Origin of the sequence: Streptococcus sp. 29892 (genome assembly GCF_032594935.1) — a bacterium.
Taxonomy (GTDB): Bacteria; Bacillota; Bacilli; order Lactobacillales; family Streptococcaceae; genus Streptococcus; species Streptococcus hyiners.
On record NZ_CP118734.1, the window covers coordinates 1,345,404 to 1,361,806 of the forward strand.

Sequence of the window (16,403 nt, forward strand, 5' to 3'; positions counted from 1 at the left end):
TCAGGCTATTATACCATAATTTGAGTTGGATTTCATAGAAAAAGCGAGTCGGTGCTCGCTTCCCTTATTTCTTAGCTTGGTTATAAAATGCTTCCAAGGCTTCTTGCCAAGTTGGGATATCAAAGCCTGTCGCCTTGGCCTTATCCAAATTCATAGTTGAGTTGAATGGACGTTTTGCCTTGGCTGGGAATTGGCTAGAATCCACTGGTAATACTTTGGTATTAGTATCTTTGAGGATTTCAGTCGCAAAGTCAAACCAGGTTGTATCTTCTGCTGCATCGTTTGACAAATGATAATAGCCAAATTCTTGACCAGTTTCAACCAAGTGAACCATAAATTCCGCAAGGGTACGGGTCCAAGTTGGGCGACCGTGTTGGTCATTGACAACTGTCAAGGTGTCCCGGCTTTCCGCAAGGTTTTGCATAGTAAAGACAAAGTTTTTGCCATAGTTACCAAAGACCCAGGCAGTACGAACGGTGTAGAATTTGTCTGCGAATTTCTCGACCGCTTCTTCACCCAGACGCTTGGTACGACCATATTCAGATTGCGGATCTGGTTGGTCATCTACTTGCCACTCTTGGCCAACTGGCAACTCACCGTTGAAGACGTAGTCTGTTGAGATATAGACAAGGGTCGCATCGTATTTAGCGGCTGCCTTGGCGACATTTTCAGAGCCTGTTACGTTAATCTTGTAGTTGAGTTCCTTGCCCTCGTCTTCTGCCATATCAACCGCTGTATAGGCTGCACAGTGGTAGACAACGCTTGGCTTGATTTCTGCAAAGAAGGCTTCTACTTTCTCTGCATCTGTGATGTCCATTTCTGCTACGTCAGCAGCAACATACTCGACACCACGTTCATCCAAGAGGTAACGCAACTCAGTTCCCAACTGACCATTTGCACCTGTAATTAAAATCATATTTACTCCTCGTTTCAAGAAAGGCTTGGGCCAAAGCCCCAGCCTTCAATTGTCTTATTTAATAACTTCTTGTGTTTTTGCGTAATTGGCTTCAACAGCTTCTTTTTCAGCCTTCCACCAGTCTTGGTTATCTGTATACCACTGGATAGTTTCTTCCAAACCTTGAGAGAAATCTGTAAATTGTGGTGTCCATCCAAGTTCATCACGAAGTTTGCTTGCGTCAATAGCATAGCGCAAATCGTGTCCTGCACGGTCAGTTACATGATCGTAAGCGTCTTTTGGTTGACCCATTTTTTCAAGAATCAATTCAAGCACTTCTTTGTTGTTCTTCTCTCCGTCAGCACCGATCAGGTAGGTTTCACCCATACGGCCTTTTGTCAAGATTGCCCAAACGCCAGTTGAGTGGTCGTTGGTATGGATCCAGTCACGAACATTCTTGCCTTCACCGTAAAGTTTTGGCTTAATACCTGCCAAGATATTGGTGATTTGGCGTGGGATAAATTTCTCGATGTGTTGGTAAGGACCGTAGTTGTTTGAACAGTTTGAAATCGTTGCTTTGACACCAAATGAACGTACCCATGCTTTGACAATCAAGTCGGATGCAGCCTTGGTTGATGAGTAAGGTGATGATGGGTTGTAGTTGGTTTCCGCAGTAAATTTCTCGCCTGGACCTTCGCCATGACCTGGCAAATCTTCACGCAAAGGAAGGTCACCGTACACTTCATCTGTTGATACATGGTGGAAACGGATGTCGTATTTACGAGCCGCTTCAAGAAGAGTATAAGTACCGATAAAGTTGGTATGGATAAATGGGCTTGGATCGTTGAGAGAGTTGTCGTTGTGGCTTTCTGCCGCATAGTGAACAATGGCATCTGCCTTAGCAGCCAATTTGTCAACCAATTCAGCATCTGCGATATCACCAACAACAAGCTCAACACGGTCACCAAGAATAGCTTCCAAGTTAGCCTTGTTTCCTGCATAAGTGAGTTTATCCAAAACAGTTACGTGAACGTCTGGATGATTGTTAAAAACATAGTGTACAAAGTTTGAACCGATGAAACCAGCTCCACCAGTTACGATAATATTTTTAAATTGAGACATTTTTTTCTCCGAAAAGTTTTTTCTTTTTTGTGTATCATCTTAGGTAGTGGGGTCGTAAGCAACCACCAAGGTATTTCATTACCAAACCATGAGCTTAAGGTCCCATGGTTTCCCCCGCTCCTTAGCAAAGCAAAGGGGCTTCTCACTACGGCGATGACATACAGAACTGCTCGCTTCGCTCGCTTTTTTTACCTCAAGATTTCCCTCAAGTAAGTAATCTTAGCAAAGTCTTTTTGATTATTGTTTTCTGCACGGTAGGAATCTTTAGAGGAGGCTTGGTAGATTTTCAGGTATTGTTCAAGTGTCGGTAGGTAGTAGCGAGCACCTGCTGTTTCTAGTTCTTCCAAATCTTCTAGCTCTACACCAGCAAATTCAGGCAGTGAATGTAGACCTCCGAATTCAACAGATAAGCCATCTTTATGAAATTCATGTTCATGACGGTCAACAAGGACATAACCTAGTTGGTTCATCATAGAAATCAAGGCGTCCGCCTGATAAATCCGTTGGTCGTCTGGGGCTTCCCAGCCACGTGGATCACTTGGAACATGAATATCTAAATCTCCTGCCTGCCAGTCCCTCCCTGTTCGCCTTTCCAAGCCAACTGAGCCCATTAACAAGGGAGTAATCCCTAACTTGTTTAACTGCTCTGCTATTTCCAAAAAGGCTTGAAACATTAGAGGTCCTCTTTTCTCAAAGGCTTGACGTCTTTGAGGAGTGGGTGATTTTTATCTGCTTCTGAAACTTCTGCTTCTTCTAGATTTTCCCACTGGATATCGAGGCTAGGGTCAGCGTAGTTGACGAAAGCATACTTAGGCTTGAGTTCCAAAGCCCAGTAGTCGTTGACCAAGTAACTGTAAGCCACGAAGTCTGACAAAACTTGAAAACCATTGGCTACGCCACGAGGAACGAAGATACCTTTTGAGGCATCGATAACAGTTTGGTAGGTATTACCGAAGGTCTCTCCTTCACGAAGATCGACCCAAGTTCCCAAAACCTTACCGCCGTCTGCTACTGAAATGTATTTATCCCAAGGCTCTGCGTGAAGACCACGGAGAACATTTTTGCGGGAGAAGGAAACATTATTTTGCAATTTTCCTTCTGCGAAGAAGCTTTCAGGGAAGCCGAGCGGCAACATTTTTTCCTTTTGGAAGTTCTCCTTAAACCAGCCACGGTTATCTCCGTGAACTGGAATGTCGAATTCTAACATTCCTGGAATAGCATCAACTGGTCGAGCGGCTAGTGTTTTACCGAAAAAATTTTCTGTCATTAGGCTTCTCCAATCAAACGGAGCAAGTATTGTCCGTATTCATTTTTCTTAAGTGGCTGCGCCAATTCATGCACTTGTTCTTTAGTGATATAGCCCATGCGGTAGGCAATTTCTTCCAAGTTCGCTACTTGAACATTCTGCAAGCGTTGAACTGTTTCGATGTACTGGGCCGCTTCTAGTAGGCTTTCATGCGTACCTGTATCCAACCAGGCAAAACCACGGCCCATGAGTTCCACAGACAAGTCACCACGATCTAGGTAGGCCTTGTTGACATCTGTAATTTCCAATTCACCACGAGGGGACGGTTTGATATTTTTAGCAATTTCTACTACATCATTGTCATAGAAGTAAAGGCCAGTAACCGCAAAGTTTGATTTTGGCACTTCTGGTTTTTCTTCGATAGAGATCGCATTCATGTCTGCATCAAACTCCACAACACCAAAGCGTTCTGGGTCTTTGACTTGATAACCAAATACTGTCGCACCTTTTTCTTTGCTTGCGGCACGTTGCAACATCTTGGTCAAACCATTTCCGTGGTAGATGTTGTCGCCCAAAATCAAGGCTACATTGTCATTACCGATAAAGTCTTCACCGATGATAAAGGCCTGTGCCAAGCCATCTGGACTTGGTTGTTCCGCGTAAGAAAGAGAGATCCCCAATTCCGAACCATCGCCCAACATATCCTTAAAACGAGGCAAATCTTGAGGTGTTGAAATAATCAAGATTTCTTTAATCCCCGCCAACATAAGTACAGATAAAGGATAATAAATCATTGGTTTATCGTAAATGGGCATCAACTGCTTGGAAGCTGCACGAGTTAGTGGATAAAGGCGAGTACCAGACCCACCTGCCAGAATAATACCTTTCATATAAGAGTACCTTCCCTCATTTAATATCAGTTCATTATACCATATTTTCAGAAATATTGTCATAAGAAAAAAGCCTGAACATCAGACCTCCCTCTCTTATTTATTAACCGAGTGCCACCTCCAAGACCATCATAATGATAAAGCCTGCCATGAGCCCAAGTGTTGCAATATCTGTATTGCCGTTTGTTTGTGATTCAGGTATCAACTCTTCCACTACAACGAAAATCATAGCCCCCGCAGCAAATGAAAGGGCATAGGGCAAAATAGGTGTCATATAGGTCACGGCTACCGCACCAAGCAGAGCTGCAATCGGCTCAACAATGGCGGACATGGAGCCCCAATAAAAGGCTTTCCAACGTGAGGCACCATCCGTCCGAATAGGAATGGCCAAGGCTGCACCTTCTGGAATGTTTTGCAAACCAATACCGACAGCAAGTCCTAAAGCACCTACAAAGGCAGCTGGACTGTAATTAGAAGCCAAGGCGCCAAAGGTCACACCAACTGCCAAGCCTTCTGGAATATTATGGATGGTGATGGCTAAAAATAGCAAAGCTGTCTTAGACAGATTTTTTCTGTTCTTCTCATCTCCACCTTCTGCCTGCTCTTTGTCACGCCCCAAGTGCAAATGAGGAACCCAAGCATCGACCAAGCGCAAGAAAATACCGCCAACAGCAAAGCCAACTGCCGCAGGAATCCAGGCTAGACTGCCATAGGAGGCCTCCGCATATTCAATAGAGGGAGCCAGTAAGGACCAGAATGAAGCCGCGATCATGACACCTGCTGCAAAACCAAGCATGGTATCCAGCAAGCGCCGACTAACCGTCTTAAAGAAAAATACTATGGCTGAACCAAGAATGGTACAAAACCATGTAAATAAACCACCAAGCAAAGCCTGTAACACCACAGACTGTTCTGTAAACCAAGCCATTCAAAAACTCCTTCTCTTTACTCATGCATGTTATATGTATTAGGATACCTTAACTGGTCTATAAAATCAAGAAACGAATAAAAAAGCCACGCTTCCGTGACTTTTACAGGTGTCTGAATGGGTTGGTTGATACGGTCGATGGAAGGATTTCCACGTCCCAACCTTCTTCTGCCTTCCAAGTTTCCAGTAAATCTGCAATTTTCTTGATAAACAAGGCTTCAATATGATGACCAGGATCAATGGCCAGCAAACCCTGGGTGAGCATATCCTGACCCGTATGGTAGTAAATATCGCCTGTGATGTAAACATCTGCCCCCTTGGCAAGAGCCTCATGGTAGTAAGAGCCGCCACTACCACCACAGATGGCCACACGGCTGACATACTGCTGAGCTTGATGACCATAAGTCACCAGACGGACAGCATCTAGACCAAAAACGTCCTTAACTTTCAAGGCCAACTCCTCCAAGGTCTGCTCTGCTATTGTCCCCACACGACCAAGCCCCTGCCCCTCGGCCGTTTCAATCAGATAAGTGGTGTCCTGAATGTCCAGAAGCTCACAGAACCAGTCGTTGAGACCGCCATCCACCACATCTATATCTGTATGGCTAACATAGACCGCAATATCGTGCTTAACCAGATCCAGATAGATCTTGGTCTGAAGATTGTCCGCCACCAAATCCTTGATCGGACGGAAAATCGGAGCATGCTTAACGATAATCAAGTCCACCTGCTTGTCAATAGCCTCCGCCACCGTCGTTTCACGGATATCCAGAGCCACCATGACCCGACGAATGTCCTTCTTGAGCGTACCGATTTGCAGCCCTTTCACATCGCCCTCCATAGCCAGAGATGGCGGACAAAAAGCCTGATAACGCTCGATCACTTTACTTGCTAACATGAAGCACCTCCTGAATTTGTTGGATTTTTTGGGAAATGGCAGAGCGGTCAGATTGGCGTTCAAGGGGCACTTGTTCCAAGGCGTAGGCCAACTTGTCCAGCTCCTTGAGCCACTTCTTCTGGAAGGTTGCAGACTGGTCTATCAGCAAACAAGGGCCAAACCGCAACTGGTCAGCAGTTAAATCTGACTTGCCTTTCTCCGCCACCAAGATTTCATAAATCTTGTCATTTTCTTCCAAGATTTCCTCTGCAATAATCTGAAAATCATGGGCGACTAACCAACGACGGACATCGTCTTCACGATTATTGGGCTGTAAAATCAGACGTTCTACAGACACAAGTTTATCTTTTCCAGCTTCAAGAATATCCGCAATCAGACGACCTCCCATTCCCGCAATGGTCACGGTGCTAATTCGATCAACCTGCTCCACTGCTGCCAAACCATTTGCGAGGCGAACTGAAATCTTGTCTGACTGCCCTGCCTGCTCAACATTTTGAAGAGCTGACTGGTAGGGACCTTGAACCACCTCACCAGCGACCGCAAATTCAATTCTGTCCTGTTCCACCAAAAAAAGAGGGAGATAAGCATGGTCACTCCCTACATCTGCTAGTCGAGCCCCTTGGGGCACATAGTCTGCGACTGTTGCCAGTCTTTTTGATAATCTTGTTTCCATTTTAATCTTTCCACATCCACATGGCATCCAAAAAGTCACTTGAAACTGTCACATTTTTAGCTTGTTGGCCTTCTCTTTCTGCATTTTTAGCTTCTACCTGAGCGACACTTGTGATGCCCTCCCGACGCCAGTTGCGCAAAATAGCCTGGATGTATTTCCAATTGGTTTTATTGTTAAAAACAGCTTCTTTTAAGGCGGCCCGAACCAAGTCAACAGAAGTCTTATCATCTTCGATTGTCTTCTGCAAATCCTCAATTTCATAAGGCGACAAGAGGCGCCCCAACGCCCGTTCAAATTCACCGACCATGGTTTTCAAGTCATTTTCAGCTGGAAGGAATTGTTCTGCTTCTTTAGGAGCTAATAACTCATCTAACTTTTCTAAGGCCGGAAAGGCATCGAAAATCATTTCAATTTCACCAGCAATGCTGATGGTCTTAAAGTCCAATAGGCCAGCTTCTTGCAAATTTTCAATAGACTGGTTGACCTGGGCAACAGTCCTGCCGATTGCCTGAGCAATCTCACTAGGAGCCAAGGCTTCTAGCGGTGATGTATTTTGATAAAAGAAAAATTGCCAGACCAAAAAATCATCTGCTGATGGAAAAAGCTCCTGATAATGAAATAAAATCGCTGCAGGAAGGACCAGTTGTCCCTGCCGAAATTGCTGTGAATAGTTCATATTTCCTCTTTATAGACTAAAGACTTGCTGAAAGGGCTGACTGCTCAAAGGTTTTCCAATCATAAGGTGTTTCCTGATAGACAGCATAGTTGATCCAGTTGGTAAAGAATTGTGCTGCTGGCAGGTTCCAGGACAAGGATGGTCTGCTTGTAGGATCATCTTCTTTGAAGTAATTTTCTGGTATATGAGGATTTTTGCCTGCCAAGCAATCCCGCTGGTATTCTTTGGCCAATGTATCTCTGTCATATTCCAGATGCCCAAAACTATAGACTTCTCTCAAGTCTTTGCTAGCTAAAATTGACAACCCCACATCCTTGCCCTGTGACAAAATCAACAAGTCATCTAGATGGGCAATATCCTCTTCCTTGACCTCTGTGTAGCGTGAGTGTGGTGACCGAAATTCGTCATCAAATCCACGCATGAGAGAACAAGTAGGGGAGGTTACCTCTTGACAATAAACACCTGATAATTTTCTTGCCATGGAGTGTTTTGGCACGCCATAGCGAGCATATAAACCAGCCTGCGCCCCCCAACAAATATGTAGGGTTGAATAAACATGGGCCTTAGACCATTCGAAGACTTGAACTAGCTCCTGCCAATAATCTACTTCTTCAAATGCTAAATTCTCCACTGGTGCCCCTGTGACAATCAAACCATCAAAAAACTCATCCTTGACCTGTTCAAATGTCTTATAAAATTGCTCCAAGTGATCCGAATGAGTATTTTTTGACTCATGACTTGCCATGTATAGAAATTCCACTTCCAATTGCAAGGGTGTGTTTGCTAAAAGACGGAGCAGCTGAGTCTCCGTCACAATTTTCTGTGGCATGAGATTGAGAATTAAAATCTTGATAGGACGAATGTCCTGGTGACTGGCACGGACGCTGTCCATGACAAAAATATTCTCTTCTCTCAAAATATCTACTGCTGGTAATGATTTTTCAATTTTAATCGGCATAAGCAACCTCCTGAGTTTCTTATATATATTATAAGACAGGTTGTTATACAATTCAATTAGAATAAAATAAGTACCAGTTATAAGTTTTGGCTATAACAATCTTAATAATGCATCAAGACTTTATAGTCGTAATCACCGATTGCTTCGCGACCCTTGAGATCATCCAACTCGATCAAGAAGGCACAGCCTGCTACAACACCACCAAGTTTTTCAATCATTTCGATGGTCGCTTTGACAGTACCACCAGTTGCCAACAAGTCATCAACAATAAGAACACGTTGACCTGGCTTAATCGCATCCGCATGCATGGTCAAGGTATCCACACCGTACTCTTTTTCATAGTCAGCTGAAATAACTTCGCGTGGTAATTTGCCTGGCTTACGAACTGGAGCAAAACCAATACCCAATTCAAAAGCAACTGGGCATCCCACGATGAAACCACGCGCCTCTGGACCAACAATCATATCGATTTGCTTGTCAGTCGCGTACTGAACAATTTCACGCACGGCATAGCTATAAGCGTTGCCATCAGCCATCAAAGGACTGATGTCACGGAATTCGATACCTTCTTTTGGATAATCAGGAATGGTTGCGATGTAATCTTTTAAGTTCATTTTCATCTCTCTTTAAATTTTTAGTTTTACTCTTTATTATACCATGAAATTAGTTTTTGGTACATTTCAAATCTTATATCTTTGGCAAAACGCCTACTCAAGCTAGCCACAAGCGCAGCTCTGCTATGTCCCTTATGGGAAAAATAGCCTTGGGAATTGAAATAGGATTGTTCCCAAGCTGTCTGATTAAACTTGCTTTCATGTTTAGAAATGCGAGTAGGAGAAAGGTAAGTCCCAGCTTTAGACCTAATCATTTTCTTACGAAAAGGAGGGTCATGCGGACCGACTGGAGCCATATCTAACTGGTAGTGGCGCTTATTATTGGCTCTGGCATAATTGAAAGAGGCTCCATTAACAACACCGTTTTTAGAAGGTCTTTCTTCTAAAATCAAGGCAAATTGTCCATCTTGCGCCAGGATGAATTCGCTATGAAATCCAATCAAGACCTTGAGATTGATGGGTAAGTTTTGCTTCTCATCCCTAGCAAATAATTGCTTATTATGCAGGCGGGCAGATTCCCTCAAACGATAGGACCAAACAGGCCGGCTAGCTAGGTAGGCTACCAAGGCCTGCCAATCTGATTTTCCTTGTCCATAGTGCTGACGCACCCAAGTCGCCTGCTGGTAGGAAATCAGATAGCGCAATTGATGGACTTGTTTGCTCAGTTCACCATTCTCCGCCAGCTCCTGACCAGGAAAGGCCTTGTCAATTAAGTCAGCAAACAAGTGCCAGAAAGAATGGTGGGGAGGGCAGTTACCGTCTATTTTCCCTAGCAAGTCAGGCAGGTGGCTTTGGTGTAGTTCTCCTGGAGCTTCCAAGATCTCCATAATCTGCTCTAGCAAACTCCGTGCTTTTTCTTTGGTCATAGACCAACTTTCAGCCTTTAACAACTTGTAAAAACTGGTCGAGGCAAAAATCGAAAGCTCATCCATGAAGTTTTGGACAGATACTGGAATTTCTGCTTTTGGCATTTTCAGCAAATCTTTAAGAAATGCCTTGTAAATTGCCTTTTCTGACCACCCTCTGCTCCTCAATACTGTCAAGGCTTGCCGGACTGGTTCAACTTCTTCCAAGGCTTCCAAGTCTTTTTTCCGGCGATTGATGTGCCAAAAATACACAAAGATAAGCAATAAAAGCAGAAGACCGAGAAATACAGGCATCATCAAGCTTGACCACACAGCCAGTCATAAATTTCCTGAACAGTGCCAAGTGCCATCAATTCTTGCTGGATAACTGTTTCTTTCAAGTCTTGGTAAATCTGACTTTCTGAGATTTCCCGTTTTTGTGCCTCCTTGTTAACCCGCATGACACCGTCCGTAATGGTCACAAATTCCAATTCTTGGAAAATTTGAATCATTTTCACTAACAGGGTGTCCTTGATTTTCAAGTAAGCAGCCAAATCTTTCAATTTATAGCGCACATCAAACTCGTCAAACTGATAAATAGTCTTGTACAATTTGGCAAATTGGTCCCGACTGCCATAACCATCCAGATAGTAAGGCTTGGCAATTTCATTTTTAAAGTAAATAGCCTCAAATTCATTTTCTTGGAAATAGCTGCGCAGACTGCTGATGTCTTCAGGCAAACTTGCTAGAACAATGGCTTTTTCATCCGTCTTGGAGTTGTCTAAATCCAAAACAGGAATGCCAACTGGCAGCTGATGTTGTTTACCGCGAATGTTATAGAGCTGGACACCATTGACCCTAGCATCTACCAGCATCAACTGAAGGCTGGTATTGCCATTCCACTTGTTAACAGAAAGAGTAACAGCTAACTCTAGGTCTTTGGCCTGTGAAAATTCTAGGGCTAAATTGCCCTTGCCAAAGGCCACCACATCAAATCCAGCTGCCCCTTTAGTAATACGAAGTTTGAGGTTGGCATTATTCTGCCCCATGGTCCGTGCAGATTCTACTTGGAAATCCTTGACATAGAAAACTGGTTTTTTATTGTCCATCCCGTAGGGTGCCAGTTTTTCAAAGGACTTGAGAGTGTCCAGAGTCAATTCTTCTAAGTCTAATTCTTCATCTAAAATCAGAGAAGACTTGCTTGAAAGGTCCAGCTTATTGTCAGTAATGTAGGCTGCTAGAGTATCTGCCAACTGGTCCAGTTTTTCCACTTCCAAGGTCATTCCAGCCGCACCCGCATGGCCACCAAAAGCGATAAAGAGATCTTGATGGTCTTTGAGGGCCTGGAAAATGTCCACAGCCTCAACCGAGCGGGCAGATCCCTTGGCCTTACCATCTTCAATGGACAAGACAATGACAGGCTGGTGTAATTCTTCTAGCAAACGGCCTGCCACAATTCCTAGAACACCTGGGTTCCAGCCCTCTTTGGCCAAAACTTGAACAGGTCTATCAGAGCGAAGCATGGACTTGGCCTCATCATAGATGGCTTGAACGATATCCTTGCGCTCGACATTCTTACTATCAATCATGAGAGCAATCTCATGGGCTTCTTCGTCATCAAAACCAGTCAAAAGTTCGATGGCTGGATTTGGATCGTCCAGACGCCCCAGGGCATTCAATCTCGGAGCAAGTTGGAAACCAACAGTTTCTTCGTCAAGGCTATCTACATCAATTCCTGCAATCTTCATCAATTCCTGAAGGCCTGCTCGCTCAGTCTGTTTGAGAAGTGACAGACCATACTTGACCATGACACGATTTTCGCCTGTTAGGCTAACCATATCAGCGATAGTACCAATTGCGACCAAGTCCAGCAAGTCTGCATGAACCGTTTCAAGAAGAGCACAGGCTAGTTTAAAGGCCACACCACAACCAGCTAGGTGTTTGAAGGGATAGTTTCCCTCTGGATGTTCTGGGTGAACAATGGCATAGGCGTTGGGAAGGGTTTCCTGCATGGAATGGTGGTCCGTCACGACAACATCTACACCCATTTCCTGAGCATAGGCAATGGCTTCATGACCCGCTACGCCATTGTCCACCGTCACAATCAGAGAAATGCCCTGTTGCTCGATAAAATACTTGTAAACCGATTGATTGGGACCGTATCCATCTGTAAAGCGGTTTGGAAGATAGACCTGGACTTCTGCCCCCATTTCTTCCAAGGTTTCCTTGAGGATTGATGCCGAGGTCATCCCGTCCGCATCATAATCCCCATAAATCAAGATTTGTTCATAATCTTCAATAGCCCGACGGATCCGCTCTACCGCCTTGTCCATATCGTGAAGTAGGTAAGGGTCATGAAGATCTTCAAGGCTTGGTTGTAAAAAGGCCTGTAACTCTTCAGCCGTTTGAACGCCTCGTTCGTAGAGTAACTTTGCTGCTACGGGATCCAATCCTTCTTTTTTTGCGATTTTGATAAATTGTTCATCAGAAAAACCGGTCAATAATTGCCAGTCATAGTTGGGTTTTATCACGTTTTTCACTCCTTTAAGCTGTCTTACCATTATACCATTTAAAATAAAAAATAGACTGGTAGAAAGTCAACTCTAATCTAGATTTTCTACCTGTCTATTTTGTATTTATAATAATGGAGAGATAATATTCATCAAGGCACCAGCTAAACGCTTATACCAAGGATAAGTATTTTCAAAACCGACTAGGGTAATCCGTTCAGACTGGGCAAAGGAGTCTTCGAAATCCTTTAAAATATCTGCCAGAACTTGCTTGTGATTGTAAACATACAAGCCACACTCAAAGTTGAGATAGAAAGAACGGAAATCCATATTGACCGTTCCAACAGTTGCCTTCTTATCATCCACCAAAACGACTTTTGAATGGACAAAGCCCGGTGTGTATTCATAAATCTCAATGCCCGCTTCTAAATAAGTTCTAAAATCCATCCGAGCGGCCAAATAAGCTGACTGCTTGTCATAGATATGCGGTAAGAGTAATTTAACCCGTACACCACGTTTAGCAGCATAGGTCAGGTTATCAATCATCTCGTCATCCAAGACCAGATATGGAGTCATAATGTAGATATAATCCGTTGCGGACTGGATCATATCCAGATAGACCCGCTTGGCAACCTCATCATTATCGAAGGGATTTTCACCGTAGGCCAGAAAATAACCTTGACCTGTCACTTCTTCCACTTCCGCCTCACGCGCCGCTTTCAAGTATTTCAAATCATCCGTTGGCTTTTTCTCATTGTGGTTCCACATCTGCAAAAACATGAGAGTAAAGTTGGAAACGGCCTCGCCCTTGACCATGATTGCTGCATCTTTCCAGTGACCAAAACGTTCTATCTTGTTAATGTATTCATCTGCAATGTTGACACCGCCTGTAAATGCCACCTTACCATCAATGACCGCAATTTTACGGTGATCACGGTTGTTCTGAACGGTAGAAAGGGCGGGAATAATCTGTGAGAAAACCCTAGTCTGTATGCCAAAACTCCTCAATTTTTTATAGTAAAAATATGGGAGATTGCTGAGTGAATTCATTCCGTCATACATAAATCGGACTTCTACACCTTGAGCAGCCTTTTCCTTGAGAATGTCCAAGATAGACTCCCACATAAAACCTTCATCAACAATGAAGTACTCCATAAAGATGTACTGCTCTGCTTTTTTCAACTCCTCAAGAAGAGCTTCAAACTTGGCCTCGCCTGACGAAAAATAAACCGCATCTGTATTGGTATGAAGTGGATAACCAACATACTCGCTCATGTAGTGGGCCAGTTTCAGCTGCTCTCTGTCTTCTTTAGCCAAGCCATTCATAACCTTATCAGAAGTCTTTCCATACTGTCCCAATAAATTTGCCTGATGTTGAAACGTTTTACGGTAGCGACGGGTTTCAATGTTAGATTGGAGAATATAGTAAAAGAGGGCTCCAAAAACAGGAAATCCGATGACAAAAACAATCCAGGTCAACTTGAAACTGGCGTTCATTGGGCGATTGATGATGGAAATGGCTACAATAATAGAAAAAACTTGTAATGCCGTCAAGATAGCTGGGACATAGACTGCTAGTGAGCCAACCACCCAAACTATCGCAAAGACTGTCAATAATAAAAGGGCAAGAACTATAAAAACCCGACTATAAATAATTTTCCACAATTTTTTCATACTACACTCTCACGATGTTTTTTCCCATTATACCAGATTATAGTCAAATATCCTACTAATTATCGCAGTAGATTTCTCGCAGTTCTTACTTGAAAACAGCACCCCTATCTCCTACATCATAAAACACCGACATAGACCGGTGTTTTACTTATATATATTATCTGTCAAAATTTCTACGGTTTACCGTAACGTAAACCCATAGCATTGATAGCGACAATAACCGTCGATAGACTCATGAGCACGGCCGCCAATAAAGGATCCACCATAATGCCCATGCTTGGATAAAGGATTCCAGCAGCTAAAGGAATGGCAATGATGTTGTATCCTGCCCCAAACCAGAGATTTTGCCTCATTTTGCGGATGGTTGTCTTGGCAATGCTCAACATATCCAAGACTGCTGATGGATTGGATTGAACCAAGACCACGTCTGCAGAGTGGATGGCAACAGAAGTTCCTGCGCCAATGGCAAAGCCTAAATCTGCCGTCGCTAGAGCAGGCGAATCATTGACCCCATCGCCGATGAAAAGAACTGCCCCACGCGCCTGATAGTCCTTGACCAGTTTTGCCTTATCCTCTGGTTTAAGTTCAGCTCGGTAATCCTCTATGCCCAACTGAATGGCTACTTTTTGTGCGGTAGCTGGATTGTCTCCCGTTAACATCACAGGACTAATACCCTGCGCTTTCAAGCCTGCTACAAAATCTTTAGCATCTTCTTTTATCTGGTCGCCCAAGGCTACAAATCCCAAGACCACATGATCAGTCACCAAAAAACTCAAGGTTAGACCCAAATCAAGATAGGGAGCAATCACGTCCTGATCCACTGACAAACCTATTTCCTGCAGACCTCTGTAGGACATAATTTCATAAATCCTTCCATCCAAGACGCCTCGAATCCCACTACCAGGGATATTCTCAACCCGTTCTGCTTGATAGAAAAGTGGACCTGCCGCCTCCACAATCGAAAGGGCAATTGGGTGGGTTGAAAGAACTTCTAATGCTGCCATTTTGGCCAGCGCATCCGCTCCCTCAACCAAATCTTGACTGTGGCGAACTTGAAATTTTCCGTCGGTCAAGGTTCCGGTCTTATCCATCAAGGCAAACCGAATCTGGTTAACCTGTTCAAGAGCTGTTCGGTTCTGAACCAAAAGACCATTTTTTGAAGAAATCGTGGTCAATCGCGCCACAACAAGGGGAATGGCTAGACCAAGGGCATGCGGACAGGCAATGACAAAAACAGAAACTGCCATCATCAAGGCAAAGGCAAGATTAGCCGTCATGGTCCAATAAATAAAGGCCAAAATCCCCACAATTAAAGCTGCATAGAAGAGCCAAGAGGCTACGCGGTCAGCCATATTTTCAAGCTTGGATTTCTGGTTTTGCGCTTGACGGACCATTTCGGTCACCTGCGCCAAAAAGCTGTCCTTACCAAGACTGGTCACTTCCATTTCAAAGGGCATGTTTTGATTGAGCGAACCACCGAATACCCTATCCCCCGCCTCTTTTTTGACAGCTCGAGATTCCCCAGTAATCATGGATTCATCAATATGAGCAACACTCAAAATCTTACCGTCAGCCGGAATTTTTTCATTTTCCTTGACTAGGAGGAAATCCCCAATCTGTAAGTCCTCTACAGCAACATCTGTCCCATCCTTGAGATGGGCTTTTTTCGGAATGAGAGAGGCCAAGTCTTTCAGGGCATCCCCTGCTCCCATAACCGCCTTCATTTCAATAATGTGCCCAATCAGCATAATGACAATCAGCGTAGACAACTCAAACCAAAAGTTCATGCTTTCTTGTCCCAATAGCGCTAAAATTGTTGCATAAACTGAGTAAAGATAGGAAACAATAATCCCCATGGAAATCAAGGTCATCATTGCAGGTTTTTTAGCTCGTAATTCCCCTCTCGCTCCGTTAAAGAAAGGCGTACCTGAGTAGAAGAAGATAATAGAACCTAGTATCAGCTGGACAAGTTCAACACCCGGAAAACGTAAGAGAGTGAAACCTGCAATTGGAGAAATGGCCAGTAGGGGAATCATGACTGCCACTGCCACCTTGAGCTTTGTATTCATATCCCCCATGTGCATCATGTGCCCACCATGCTCCATCATGTCATGGTCATGCCCTTGGTGATGCTGATGAGCATCATGAGTATGATGAGAATGATGACTGACGTCAGAGCTCCCTACATGATGATGGTCGTGATGGACGTGATGGTCAGAATGATGATTGGCGTGAACCCCCTCTTCATGAGGATGCTCCTGCTGATGAGAATGATGGCTGGTCTGACCAACTTCCTCAGAATGCATCATATGTTGGTGTTCCTGCTTATTTTCTTTTGAATGGTTCATAAGATAACTCCTATTTCTGTCTACATTTGTAATCGATTTACAATTATAGTTTACACTTGTAGTCAAAAAATGTCAACCGATTAGATCAAAAAAACCTAGAATGGGAGTGAACCCAACTAGGTTATA

Annotated in this window: 15 protein-coding genes; all 15 read right to left on the reverse strand. The window is 43.9% G+C overall.

Features of this window, described 5'->3' with window-relative positions:
• Positions 1-64 precede the first annotated feature (64 nt).
• The 15 genes from rfbD to PW220_RS06810 all read right to left on the reverse strand — a co-directional run bounded on the left by rfbD (position 65) and on the right by PW220_RS06810 (position 16,277).
• The gene (rfbD, locus tag PW220_RS06740) at positions 65-916 is read right to left on the reverse strand and encodes a dTDP-4-dehydrorhamnose reductase (protein WP_105209421.1); all 852 of its coding nucleotides are present in this window, start codon (positions 914-916) and stop codon (positions 65-67) included.
• 54 nt (positions 917-970) lie between these two features.
• A complete protein-coding gene (gene rfbB / locus PW220_RS06745) occupies positions 971-2,017 on the reverse strand; it encodes a dTDP-glucose 4,6-dehydratase (protein WP_105118093.1) in 1,047 nt (348 codons plus the stop codon).
• A gap of 188 nt (positions 2,018-2,205) precedes the next feature.
• Entirely contained in the window at positions 2,206-2,691 is a 486-nt protein-coding gene (locus PW220_RS06750) for a phosphoribosylanthranilate isomerase (RefSeq protein ID WP_105118094.1), read from the reverse strand.
• The gene (locus tag PW220_RS06755; protein WP_105118095.1) at positions 2,691-3,284 is read right to left on the reverse strand and encodes a dTDP-4-dehydrorhamnose 3,5-epimerase family protein; all 594 of its coding nucleotides are present in this window, start codon (positions 3,282-3,284) and stop codon (positions 2,691-2,693) included. The genes PW220_RS06750 and PW220_RS06755 overlap by 1 nt, the downstream gene beginning before the upstream one ends.
• On the reverse strand, positions 3,284-4,153 hold the full coding sequence (gene rfbA / locus PW220_RS06760) for a glucose-1-phosphate thymidylyltransferase RfbA (protein ID WP_105118096.1): 870 nt from the start codon (positions 4,151-4,153) through the stop codon (positions 3,284-3,286). The genes PW220_RS06755 and rfbA overlap by 1 nt, the downstream gene beginning before the upstream one ends.
• Before the next feature lie 103 nt (positions 4,154-4,256).
• A complete protein-coding gene (locus PW220_RS06765; protein ID WP_248055055.1) occupies positions 4,257-5,081 on the reverse strand; it encodes a ZIP family metal transporter in 825 nt (274 codons plus the stop codon).
• A gap of 103 nt (positions 5,082-5,184) precedes the next feature.
• Complete coding sequence (locus PW220_RS06770) at positions 5,185-5,979, reverse strand: Nif3-like dinuclear metal center hexameric protein (protein ID WP_248055054.1); 795 nt, start codon at positions 5,977-5,979, stop codon at positions 5,185-5,187.
• Positions 5,966-6,652: a tRNA (adenine(22)-N(1))-methyltransferase gene (locus tag PW220_RS06775; RefSeq protein ID WP_248055053.1), complete on the reverse strand. Its 687-nt coding sequence runs from the start codon at positions 6,650-6,652 to the stop codon at positions 5,966-5,968. Before PW220_RS06775 ends, PW220_RS06770 begins: the two co-directional genes overlap by 14 nt.
• Position 6,653: 1 nt before the next feature.
• Entirely contained in the window at positions 6,654-7,328 is a 675-nt protein-coding gene (locus tag PW220_RS06780) for a DnaD domain-containing protein (protein WP_248055052.1), read from the reverse strand.
• A 16-nt stretch (positions 7,329-7,344) separates the two neighbouring features.
• Complete coding sequence (gene metA, locus PW220_RS06785) at positions 7,345-8,286, reverse strand: homoserine O-acetyltransferase MetA (RefSeq protein ID WP_248055051.1); 942 nt, start codon at positions 8,284-8,286, stop codon at positions 7,345-7,347.
• Between the two features lie 101 nt (positions 8,287-8,387).
• A complete protein-coding gene (locus PW220_RS06790) occupies positions 8,388-8,900 on the reverse strand; it encodes an adenine phosphoribosyltransferase (protein ID WP_044690593.1) in 513 nt (170 codons plus the stop codon).
• 26 nt (positions 8,901-8,926) lie between these two features.
• On the reverse strand, positions 8,927-10,063 hold the full coding sequence (locus PW220_RS06795) for a DUF3114 domain-containing protein (RefSeq protein WP_248055050.1): 1,137 nt from the start codon (positions 10,061-10,063) through the stop codon (positions 8,927-8,929).
• A complete protein-coding gene (gene recJ, locus PW220_RS06800) occupies positions 10,063-12,276 on the reverse strand; it encodes a single-stranded-DNA-specific exonuclease RecJ (protein ID WP_248055049.1) in 2,214 nt (737 codons plus the stop codon). The genes PW220_RS06795 and recJ overlap by 1 nt, the downstream gene beginning before the upstream one ends.
• 105 nt (positions 12,277-12,381) lie before the next feature.
• Positions 12,382-13,929, reverse strand: coding sequence for a cardiolipin synthase (cls, locus tag PW220_RS06805; protein ID WP_248055048.1), 1,548 nt, complete (start codon positions 13,927-13,929; stop codon positions 12,382-12,384).
• 173 nt (positions 13,930-14,102) lie between these two features.
• Complete coding sequence (locus PW220_RS06810; RefSeq protein ID WP_248049538.1) at positions 14,103-16,277, reverse strand: copper-translocating P-type ATPase; 2,175 nt, start codon at positions 16,275-16,277, stop codon at positions 14,103-14,105.
• Between the last annotated feature and the right edge of the window lie 126 nt (positions 16,278-16,403).

Coding starts and splice junctions, on each gene's coding strand:
- PW220_RS06755 (WP_105118095.1), bottom strand. CDS start 3,284: ATGACAGAAAATTTTTTCGGTAAAACACTAGCCGCTCGACCAGTTGAT.
- rfbD (WP_105209421.1), bottom strand. CDS start 916: ATGATTTTAATTACAGGTGCAAATGGTCAGTTGGGAACTGAGTTGCGT.
- PW220_RS06810 (WP_248049538.1), bottom strand. CDS start 16,277: ATGAACCATTCAAAAGAAAATAAGCAGGAACACCAACATATGATGCAT.
- PW220_RS06765 (WP_248055055.1), bottom strand. CDS start 5,081: ATGGCTTGGTTTACAGAACAGTCTGTGGTGTTACAGGCTTTGCTTGGT.
- PW220_RS06790 (WP_044690593.1), bottom strand. CDS start 8,900: ATGAACTTAAAAGATTACATCGCAACCATTCCTGATTATCCAAAAGAA.
- rfbA (WP_105118096.1), bottom strand. CDS start 4,153: ATGAAAGGTATTATTCTGGCAGGTGGGTCTGGTACTCGCCTTTATCCA.
- rfbB (WP_105118093.1), bottom strand. CDS start 2,017: ATGTCTCAATTTAAAAATATTATCGTAACTGGTGGAGCTGGTTTCATC.
- PW220_RS06780 (WP_248055052.1), bottom strand. CDS start 7,328: ATGAACTATTCACAGCAATTTCGGCAGGGACAACTGGTCCTTCCTGCA.
- PW220_RS06795 (WP_248055050.1), bottom strand. CDS start 10,063: ATGATGCCTGTATTTCTCGGTCTTCTGCTTTTATTGCTTATCTTTGTG.
- PW220_RS06775 (WP_248055053.1), bottom strand. CDS start 6,652: ATGGAAACAAGATTATCAAAAAGACTGGCAACAGTCGCAGACTATGTG.
- metA (WP_248055051.1), bottom strand. CDS start 8,286: ATGCCGATTAAAATTGAAAAATCATTACCAGCAGTAGATATTTTGAGA.
- cls (WP_248055048.1), bottom strand. CDS start 13,929: ATGAAAAAATTGTGGAAAATTATTTATAGTCGGGTTTTTATAGTTCTT.
- PW220_RS06770 (WP_248055054.1), bottom strand. CDS start 5,979: ATGTTAGCAAGTAAAGTGATCGAGCGTTATCAGGCTTTTTGTCCGCCA.
- PW220_RS06750 (WP_105118094.1), bottom strand. CDS start 2,691: ATGTTTCAAGCCTTTTTGGAAATAGCAGAGCAGTTAAACAAGTTAGGG.